Source organism: Mesorhizobium sp. B2-8-1 (genome assembly GCF_006440955.1).
Taxonomy (GTDB): domain Bacteria; phylum Pseudomonadota; class Alphaproteobacteria; order Rhizobiales; family Rhizobiaceae; genus Mesorhizobium.
This window is the reverse complement of sequence record NZ_VFTX01000013.1, coordinates 213,121-219,542: the sequence shown is the minus strand read 5'-3', so window position 1 is coordinate 219,542 and position 6,422 is coordinate 213,121. Positions and strand designations below refer to the sequence as shown.

At 63.6% G+C, this 6,422-nt stretch carries 6 protein-coding genes and 2 tRNA genes; 5 read left to right on the top strand and 3 right to left on the bottom strand.

Annotation, left to right across the window (positions count from 1 at the left end; all coding sequences use genetic code 11):
• Positions 1-86: 86 nt before the first annotated feature.
• Positions 87-161, bottom strand: a tRNA-Asn gene (locus tag FJ428_RS27905).
• Positions 162-381: 220 nt separating this feature from the next.
• Here FJ428_RS27905 and FJ428_RS27900 point away from each other — a divergent pair.
• Positions 382-642: a hypothetical protein gene (locus FJ428_RS27900; protein ID WP_140495745.1), complete on the top strand. Its 261-nt coding sequence runs from the start codon at positions 382-384 to the stop codon at positions 640-642.
• A gap of 55 nt (positions 643-697) precedes the next feature.
• Here the strand turns inward: FJ428_RS27900 and FJ428_RS27895 are convergent, their stop codons facing one another.
• Positions 698-949 carry a hypothetical protein gene (locus tag FJ428_RS27895; protein ID WP_140495746.1) on the bottom strand — a complete coding sequence of 84 codons (252 nt, stop codon included), beginning with the start codon at positions 947-949 and terminating at the stop codon, positions 698-700.
• A 221-nt stretch (positions 950-1,170) separates the two neighbouring features.
• Between FJ428_RS27895 and FJ428_RS27890 the strand changes: the two genes are divergently transcribed.
• The 4 genes from FJ428_RS27890 to FJ428_RS27875 all read left to right on the top strand — a co-directional run bounded on the left by FJ428_RS27890 (position 1,171) and on the right by FJ428_RS27875 (position 4,641).
• Positions 1,171-1,244, top strand: a tRNA-Cys gene (locus FJ428_RS27890).
• A gap of 90 nt (positions 1,245-1,334) precedes the next feature.
• The gene (locus FJ428_RS27885; RefSeq protein ID WP_140495747.1) at positions 1,335-2,003 is read left to right on the top strand and encodes a protein-L-isoaspartate O-methyltransferase; all 669 of its coding nucleotides are present in this window, start codon (positions 1,335-1,337) and stop codon (positions 2,001-2,003) included.
• Between the two features lie 178 nt (positions 2,004-2,181).
• The gene (locus tag FJ428_RS27880; protein WP_140495878.1) at positions 2,182-3,561 is read left to right on the top strand and encodes a TolC family outer membrane protein; all 1,380 of its coding nucleotides are present in this window, start codon (positions 2,182-2,184) and stop codon (positions 3,559-3,561) included.
• Between the two features lie 258 nt (positions 3,562-3,819).
• Complete coding sequence (locus FJ428_RS27875) at positions 3,820-4,641, top strand: PopZ family protein (RefSeq protein ID WP_140631312.1); 822 nt, start codon at positions 3,820-3,822, stop codon at positions 4,639-4,641.
• Positions 4,642-4,859: 218 nt separating this feature from the next.
• Here the strand turns inward: FJ428_RS27875 and FJ428_RS27870 are convergent, their stop codons facing one another.
• Positions 4,860-6,380, bottom strand: a complete 1,521-nt coding sequence (locus tag FJ428_RS27870) for an FAD-dependent oxidoreductase (RefSeq protein ID WP_140880589.1) — start codon at positions 6,378-6,380, stop codon at positions 4,860-4,862.
• Positions 6,381-6,422: the final 42 nt, after the last annotated feature.

Here is a 6,422-nt window from a genome sequence, read left to right as displayed (position 1 = left end):
ACTCCAAAACCCCTTCGGGCCAAAAGTGTTACCCATGTCTCCGGTATAAACCGTAACCTATGTGTCCGGAACGGACCTGGATTAAGTGGCTCCCCGGGCCGGATTCGAACCAGCGACCAACCGGTTAACAGCCGGTTGCTCTACCACTGAGCTACCGGGGAACAGAGGCTCTCATGCGAGTGGCGCAGCCTATAGCAAACCCTTTTCGGCTTTGCAAAGAACCATTTCGCATTTTTCCGAGACTTTTTCGCTCAGGCGTTTCTCGCAATCGGCGGCGTTCGTCCTCATATTAGCCGTCTTGCGAGGGCGCGGAACCGAATGCGCGGTCGCGGCTTTCGTCAAGTGACATCCTCAAACCACCAGACGGACCAGCCATTCGAGATGACGGCAGCAGAAGAAAACCAGGCACCGGCGCGAAAGATATCGGTCTTCGGGCGCAAGTTCACCATGCCGCGTTCGCGCGGCCTCAGGATTGCAATCGGCGTGCTTTTGACGATTGGCGGCATTCTGGGGTTCTTGCCGATTCTCGGTTTCTGGATGGTGCCGCTCGGACTTTTGGTGCTCTCCTACGAATTCGCCATGGTGCGCCGCCATCGGCGCCGGTTCGTCGTCTGGTGGGAACGGCGGCGCCGGCCGGATTGATCGGCCACGCCGGGGACCTTGCCCGGCTTCGTCGCGGCGGCCTTTGGGGCCCGAATCAAATCGCAGCGCTATCCTGCGTTCCAGTGCTCGCCTCCTCCGGGGCGTCCTGCTGGCCTGCTCTCAGATCCTCGCTGATTTCCTTCAGGACGGCGGAAGCCGAGGCAAGGCGCGCGCGGTCGCGCGGTGAAAGCCGGCCGGTGCCTTCTATCTTGAGGCAATCCATGGCGTAGCGCACCAGCTCCTCGCACCCCAGCAGCGGCGAGCTGTCCGCGTTGTTGGTCGACTCGTCCGGTTTGGCCAGCTGCATGGCGCAGTCCTCCTCGGCCTCAACGCAGCCCGGTGCGCGGAGTTTCTCCCGATCCTCCGCCATGCTTAACGGCTTGCTAACGCAGCTCGAACCGCCCCGTCTCGCATTTAGGGCGGGGTGCGGGGACTGGCGCAGGCGAAACCGTCGCGAATGCATTGTCGCCGCTTGACGGCTTTTTCGCCGCAACCTATTGGAACCGGGTGGAACGCCGGGAGTAACGAGGCCTCGTGGCGGAGTGGTTACGCAGAGGACTGCAAATCCTTGCACCCCGGTTCGATTCCGGGCGAGGCCTCCAATCTCCGGGCTCCCGCGCGTCAGCGCAGGGAGCTCGCCGTTCCCGTCTAAATGAACCGCGATGTGGCGCGGCAAGCGGATTGGTTGGGACATGAGCGCTGATTTCTCCGAGCTTCGCGTCAAGATGGTCGATGGCCAGATCCGCACCACCGACGTGACCAGCACGCCGCTGCTCGACGCCATGCTTTCCGTGCCCCGCGAGCTTTTCGTCGACGAACGCCAGCGCAATCTCGCCTACATCGACGAAGACATCCGCATCGCGGACGGCCCCGGCGGCGCGCGATATCTGATGGAGCCTTCGCCGCTGGCCAAGCTGATGCAACTGGCCGAGATCAGTCAGGCTGATTCGGTCCTCGATGTCGGCTGCGGCACCGGCTATGCCTCGGCCATCCTGTCGCGACTGGCGGGCTCCGTGGTGGCGCTTGAAAGTGATTCGGCGCTGGCCGAAACCGCAAAGTCGGTGCTCTCATCGCTGGGCTGCGGCAATGTGACCGTGGTCCAGGGCCCGCTGCCGCAGGGATATGCGGCCAAGGCGCCCTACGATGTCGTCTTCGTCGGCGGCAGCGTCGGCAAAGTGCCGGCGGCGCTGCTCGACCAGCTCGCCGAAGGCGGCCGCCTCGTCGCGGTCGAAGGGCAGGGCAATTCTGGCGTGGCGCGGCTTTTTTTCAAAGCAGGGGGGGTTGTAACCGGTAGACGGGCATTTAATGCGGCAATTAAGCCACTACCCGGGTTCGAACGTGAGCATGCTTTCGAATTCTGAATGATTTGGCCTTGCAGCAGAGGCTTTGTCATGGTCGCTTGCATTTGAACAATCGTTGCTGATCCCAATGGGGGCACTTTGGGCCGAGCGACAGGGAACATTCTGACACGCCGCTCCGGTTCTCTAAGGAGAAGCCGGTGCGGCGTGGTTCCCATGGAAAACGAATGAGGGTTTAATGGTGCCGTCTCTACGCAAGTCACTTTTCACCGCCGTCCTCGTTTCGGCGACCGCGCTTTCCCCACTGGCCGCCTCGGCCGAAACCATCTCCGGCGCGCTTGCAAAGGCCTATCAATACAATTCCTCGCTGAATGCCTCCCGAGCCGGCGTACGGGTCACCGATGAGAGCGTGGCCATCGCCAAGTCCGGCTGGCGCCCGACCATCACCGGCACTGCCGACACGAATTATGTGAATACCCGTGCCAGCGGCGCCAACGTCAAGACGGGGTCGGCCAGTGTGGCCATCGTCATAAACCAGAGCCTGTTCGACGGCTTCCAGACGAGAAACAATGTGGCGGCAGCCGAATCGCGGGTCAAGGCATCCGTCGAAAGCCTGCGCAACACCGAGGAGAACACGTTGTTGAGCGCGGCCACGGCCTATATGGACGTGATTCGCGACCGGCAGATCGCGGTGCTGACGGAGCAGAATCTGCAGTTCCTGACCGAGCAGGCGCGCGCCGCGCGCTCGCGGTTCGAGGTCGGCGAAGGCACGCGCACCGACGTTGCGCAGGCCGATGCGTCGCGCGCTTCCGCCGTGGCGTCGCTCAGCGCCGCCCGCGCGCAGGCGCTGGCAAGTGCGGCGAGCTATCACCAGATCGTCGGTGACGAGCCGGGCAAGCTCAGGCCTGCCTCGCCATTGGCCAGGCTGCTGCCGCCGAGCCTCGATTCGGCGATAGCCATCGCCTCGGCCGAGCATCCGGCGATCCTCGCCACCCAGCATCTGGTCGATGCGGCCGCGTTTTCGGTGAAGTCGTCCGAGGGCGCATTGCTGCCGCAGCTTTCCGCATCGGCCGGCATTTCGGAGGATTATCTGCATCGCAATCCCGACCTCCAGGGGAGCAACGGCGGTTCGACCTCGGCCAACATCGGTGCGACACTGACGATCCCGATCTATTCGGGCGGCCGCACCTCGGCGGTCGTGCGACAGAACAAGGAATCGCTTGGCGAGGCCCGCATCCAGGTCGACGTCAGCCGCGACCAGGTGCGCCAGGCCGTCGCCTCGGCGTGGTCGCAATACACCGCCGCGCAGCAGAGCGTCGCCGCCAACAGGCAGGTGATCGACGCCGCTCAACTGGCGCTGAACGGTGTCATCGAGGAACGCAATGTCGGCCAGCGCACCACGCTGGATGTGCTCAACGCGCAGGCCACCGTCATCACCGCCAAGATCAACCAGGCAAATTCCGAGCACGACGTTGTGGTGGCGAGTTATGCCATCCTGTCGGCGATCGGCCGCCTCTCGGCCGAGCGCCTTGCGCTGCAGGCGACGAAGTACAGGCCTGAAGAGCACTACAATGCCGTCAAGGACAAGTGGATCGGCCTGCGCACGCCGGATGGCCGCTAAACTCCACAGATTCGAGTAGTTCTCTCGAAGCGACCCGGCGTTCGATCGAAACGCCGGGCCGCTTCATTGTTTGCGCAACTGCGCCGGCAACCCGTCACATGCTTTCCGACGAATTGCGCTAATCTGTTGAAATCCCACATGTCCCCAGAATGGGGATTCTCGTACGGCGCTCCGTCGGTTACGCTGTCGCCATGATTCGAATCCGGCGTTTACCGGAGCGGAAGTCTGTAACAGGTCACAAGGGCGGCGGATGTGACGATGGCAACGGCAAGCAGCGCACAGCGCGAACCTTCCATGGAAGAGATACTGGCTTCCATCAGGAGGATCATCGAGGACAGCGACAGCGGCCGCAAGCAGCCGGACGATGCCGATGACTTGCGGCAGGATCTGAAGCCGGCGGCGGGCGCTGCTCCCGACGTCGATGCGTTCCGCGCCGAATTGCATGCCGCTCCCGAGGTCAGGAAGCCGGTCACGCTGGCGGAGGTGCAGGCACAGACATCGGCGGCCGAACCAACGGTCGCGCGCATGGAAGCGCCGGAGCGAACCGATCCCGTGGCACCAAGGGCGTCGATGACGCTTGCCGAGGTGAGCGCCCGGATCGCCGCCGAGCCGCTGCCCGCCGACAGGCCCGCGACGCCCGAGGCCGGCGCGGCAAGCGATGCCATCGTCGCCGATTGGCGCCGCGAGATCGCAGCGGTCGGCGAGCAGGCGAAGGCGATACCAGGCATTCGCAAGCCGGTTGTCCAGCCCGAAGCGCCGGTGGACGAGCCGATGCCGGAGCCGGCGTTCGAGCGGACCCCTTCGATCGCCGCCCCGGCGAGCACCGACGAGGCGCGCAAGGCGGCGGATGAAACGCCTGCGGCCCGTCCGGCAATCCTTTCCGAGCATACGGGCCGGCAGGTCGCCGCGGCCTTTGGCGAACTCTCCGACGCCTTTGCCAGCCGCAGCAAGAAGACATTCGACGAGATGGCCGAGGAGATGCTGCGGCCGATGCTGCAGGACTGGCTGGACAACAACCTGCCAACGCTGGTCGAGCGCCTGGTGCGCGAGGAGATCGAGCGCGTGGCGCGCGGCGCGTAATGATTTTCCCGGGTCGCCTTAGGTGGCTAGTTGGACACCGCTGCGCCTTCACCCTGGCGCAGGCACGGTAATCTCAGGATCGGCACGTCGAAGGAGGCGGTGGCCGCAATAATAGCTCCGATGATGGCGATTGCCACGACCACGCCGCTCCACGCTTCATATAGGCCCGACCCAAGCATAGAGCCCGCCAGCCTCATTGTTCGAACATATCTCGGCAGTCATTTCGGGTCTTCTCCGGGTTGGACTAGGCCCATGCGGGCCAAATAGGTTTCGAGTTTCGCGGTTCGGTCTGCACCAAGAATCGCCATCACACCGATATATCCGTCCGGCCGGATCAGCACACATTCGCCCGGTGCCAGTGCATAAGCATCGCGAAGGTGTCCCCAGGCATCGACGACATCGCCTTGCGGGCCGATGTGGTGGACATGCAGCCCCTTGAGTGGCCCAACCGTCTCTCTCCCGGCTTGATGAACAAGCAGTGTCCAATGCGGCCCTTGCAGCAATTGGAACAGTCGCCATGGTTGCCCCGCCGCGCCCCTGATTTGGGCATCCGGCGCGCGGTCCCCCGCTCGCGGGCCGCTGCTGCGTTCGGCCATTTCCCTGGAGAGCGGCGATTCCGGATAGGCGATATCGAGCTGGCGCACCTCGCGGCCGCGGTGCATTCCACCCTGTTTCTGGGCGTCGAGCAGCCGGGTCGAAAGGCCGAGAACCGATTCTGCGACCGGACGTCGTTCCTGCTCATAGGTGTCGAGCAGGCAATCATCCGCGCCGTCGAGGACGGCGGCAAGTTTCCAGCTCAGATTATAGGCATCCTGCACGCTGGTGTTCAGGCCCTGGCCGCCGGTTGGCGGATGGATATGAGCTGCATCGCCAACGAGGAATACCCGATCGACCCGGTAGCGATCGGCAAGCCGGGCGTTCATCAGGTAGGCCGACGCCCAGGCGACCGAATCCACCCGCACGTCGCCGCGGCCGGTCCGCTCATTAATCAAGCGCCCCAGCTGTTCTGCTGAGAGGTCCACTTCGCCGTCCAGCGGAATGGGTGCCTGAATCTGGAAGAGATCGGTTCCGGCGAGCGGGCAAATCGCGACCATTCGCTCCATGTCACCGTCGTTGAACTGGTGCCACGCATCGCGGTCCAGCCCGGTCAACAGCACATCCGCCACGACCGCACGCACGCCCAGCGTCTTGCCGGGGAAATTCAAGCCGAGCGCGCCGCGCACGAAGCTGTGCCCGCCGTCCGCCCCGACAAGATAGCGTGCGCGAACGGTTTGCTCGCCATTCGGCCCCGCAAGACGTGCCATGACACCGTTCTCACCTTGCTCGAACCCAACCAACTCACATCCGTACTCGACCCTATGGCCTAGTTCTGCCAGCCGCTCTCGCATGATCCGCTCGGTGAGGAATTGCGGAATCATTAGCGCGATGGCGTAAGGCTCTGCCGGCGTCGGATCGGGGCGCTCGCCGGTGTCCTTTTCGATATAGCTGCCGTCATCGCCATACACGCGCATCGGCGGATAGACGCCGCCTGCGGCAACGACCCTGTCGAGAATGCCAAGATCTTCGAAAATCTCCTGTGTCCTCGGCTGGATGCCCTTGCCGCGCGAGCCACGGAAGGGTTCGCTCATCTTCTCAATGAGCTGGAAGGATATACCGCGCCGTGCAAGCTCGATCCCAAGCGTCAGGCCAGCCGCTCCCGCGCCGCAGATGAGCACATCTGCCGCAAAACCGTTTGTCATGTCGATCTCCTTGTGTGTAAAATGCACATAATGGAGAGTCGG

What these genes read in the sequence shown, in the direction of transcription:
- FJ428_RS27875 (WP_140631312.1), top strand. Translation starts at nt 3,820, where the DNA reads ATGGCAACGGCAAGCAGCGCACAGCGCGAACCTTCCATGGAAGAGATA.
- FJ428_RS27895 (WP_140495746.1), bottom strand. Translation starts at nt 949, where the DNA reads ATGCAGCTGGCCAAACCGGACGAGTCGACCAACAACGCGGACAGCTCG.
- FJ428_RS27870 (WP_140880589.1), bottom strand. Translation starts at nt 6,380, where the DNA reads ATGACAAACGGTTTTGCGGCAGATGTGCTCATCTGCGGCGCGGGAGCG.
- FJ428_RS27885 (WP_140495747.1), top strand. Translation starts at nt 1,335, where the DNA reads ATGAGCGCTGATTTCTCCGAGCTTCGCGTCAAGATGGTCGATGGCCAG.
- FJ428_RS27900 (WP_140495745.1), top strand. Translation starts at nt 382, where the DNA reads ATGACGGCAGCAGAAGAAAACCAGGCACCGGCGCGAAAGATATCGGTC.